Genomic DNA, 2,332 nt, shown 5'->3' with positions numbered 1-2,332 from the left:
TGGTCGCATTTTTTGCGAATATTTTTGCGCCGGACTCGTGCAGGTATGTACCGATTTTTCCATGGGATCCACACAGGATCCCTGGGGATCCCTGGTTTCGGCGCGTGTTGGGGCTCCGTCACGCGTGGGAGTCGCCGTAAGATCCACGGGTTACCACCCCAGCCTGATCTTCAGCCTTGTGAGGGAGCGCCAGCGCTCAACCCCTAACTCCATAAAAAAACAGAGCCCCAAACCCCTCTTCGTTTGGCCGCGCAGAGGGTTTGAGGCTCCCAACAAGCTCGGAGCACACCATAGCACTCCGCCTCCGGGCTGGGTGCATTGTTGTCTCCGACACGGTTACCGCGTGTCGTGGCGACGCCTGCCCGCGCCTGGCCCTCACCTCAACGCATCGACCACCGGCGGTGGACGATGACGCTTAGCGCAACCACCTATCACGCTCTGTCGGCTGAGCAGATCGCGGCGGCCGGGCACTGCCCGGTGTGCGCCGCCGCCGGCCGGGCGGTGCTCACCATGGCGGGCCGGGACCGGTGCATGGTGCACCTGGCCCACCCGACGCCGTCCACCGCCTCCGTTAGCGGTGTTCTTGGTCCGGAAACTACGGGCGGCCGCGCCACGCCCCCGGCGAGGCGGCCGGGTCGTCGGCCCGCTGGTGGCCGGCACGCCTGGCGGCGGATGTTCCTGTCCTGCTCGCCGGTGCGTAAGGCGCCGAAGGACACCGGCTCCAAGCGGCGGTTGTCGCCGCAGCGTCTGGAGGAGCACGCCTCGCTGTTGGTGGTGCAGGCCCTGTCCGCCCGCAAGGCGTACCGGCCGATCGGGTGGCTCGCCCTGGTGCTCTACGACCTCGACACCCACCGGCCGCCCGGCGCGTCCCGCGCCGACGCCCGTTCCAACATCGCCGCCATCGCCGCGATCCTGGCGTCGTCGGCCGACTGGGGCTCCGGCCGCCGTAGCCGCCCCGGCCGGCAGGTCACCGCAGGCCTCACCGGGCGGTGTGAGAAGACCGTCACCCGCCACCTGGCCCTCCTGCGGGCCCGTGGCCTCACCGAGGGCAACGCCGCCGGCCAGCTGCTCACCAAACAGCAGCGCGTCGACGTCCAGGCCGACCCCGACGCCACCGCCGACCAACGCGCCCGCTGGACCAACCGCGCCGAGTGGCGGCTACTCATCCCCGACTGGACCCGCGAGATCACCGACGAGCAGATCTGGCCCTACATCGAGCAGGCCGCCGCCCTCCTGGACGACCTGGCCGCCCCCGCCCGCCGCACCCGGGCTGTGGACAACCCTGCGGACCCGGTTGTGGATAACCGCCCTGGTCAGCCCGCAAAAAACAGAACTGTCCCCCCCTCAATTACCCACCAGGTACTCACGTGTGTTCCTGTCCGTCGTGGGTCTTTCTCCTTGCCGCCCACTGTGGACAACGTGACGGACGGCGCGTCGCCGGTCGCGGTAGAGAAGGAGCAGAAAGGCGGCGCGTTGCGCCTCTCACCAACAAGGAGGGGTTCACGTGCCTCGCGGGGCCGTCTGGCTCCAGGAGTGGTGCGTCTGGCCCGTGAGGTGGTCGCTGACGACCGGTTCGGGTTCACCCGGGGTCCGAACGACATTCTGCCGATCGCGGGCGTTCTGCACGCTCGCAAGCTCGGCCGTTGGACCATCGACGACCTGGTCGCCGAAGCGGAGCTGCGGTTGACCGAGAGCCACAAGGCCATGCTCACCACCGCGAAGGCCCCGGCCTCGTACATGGCGTGGCTGCTGGCCAAGGCCGTGCCCGACGAGCCGCCCGCGCAGATCGCGGCCGCGCTCGCCGAGTCCGCCCGCGCCGACCTCATCGCCCGCATCCACCACCAGTCCAGCCAATGGCACCAGCGCGAGCAGCACCGCGTCGACGCCACCGCCAGCGACGGCGGCCGCGCCGCCCGCGCCCTGGTCGACGAACTCGCCGAACGCCGCCGCCGCACCAAGCTGGCTGAGGCCCGCCGCTACGACGAGATCTCCCGCGACCTCGACGGCGGCACCGTGACGTCCTAGGCCGCTCCAGACCGTGTGGCGGCCGCCGCCACCAGGACCTCACCGACCCCGACCCGAAAAAACCGACAAGCCCCCTATCGGTTTCTAGAAATCAACGATAGTCTTCCTATCGCTAGTTGGTTCGACGAAAGGAGAGATCGGATGTCGAACAGTCCTGCTGACGTGGTGGCCGCCGCCGTGCAGCGGTTGCAGGCGGCCAGCGCGCAGCGAGAGGCCCTGGCGCCGTTGCGCCGGGCGATCAGCGACGTCGACGAGGAAGCGCGCACCGCGGCGTTGGCCGCGTCGGCGGCCGGCCTGTCCGAGCGCG

At 69.7% G+C, this 2,332-nt stretch carries 1 protein-coding gene; it reads left to right on the top strand.

The window, feature by feature from the left end:
- Positions 1-408 precede the first annotated feature (408 nt).
- Positions 409-2,025 (top strand): hypothetical protein, encoded by a 1,617-nt coding sequence (locus AB0E94_RS52690; protein ID WP_357098066.1) that lies wholly within the window; start codon positions 409-411, stop codon positions 2,023-2,025.
- Positions 2,026-2,332: the final 307 nt, after the last annotated feature.

Origin of the sequence: Actinoplanes sp. NPDC026670, assembly GCF_040638175.1 — a bacterium.
Lineage (GTDB): Bacteria > Actinomycetota > Actinomycetes > Mycobacteriales > Micromonosporaceae > Actinoplanes.
This window is presented reverse-complemented; position numbering and strand designations above follow the sequence as displayed.

What these genes read in the sequence shown, in the direction of transcription:
- AB0E94_RS52690 (WP_357098066.1), top strand. Translation starts at nt 409, where the DNA reads ATGACGCTTAGCGCAACCACCTATCACGCTCTGTCGGCTGAGCAGATC.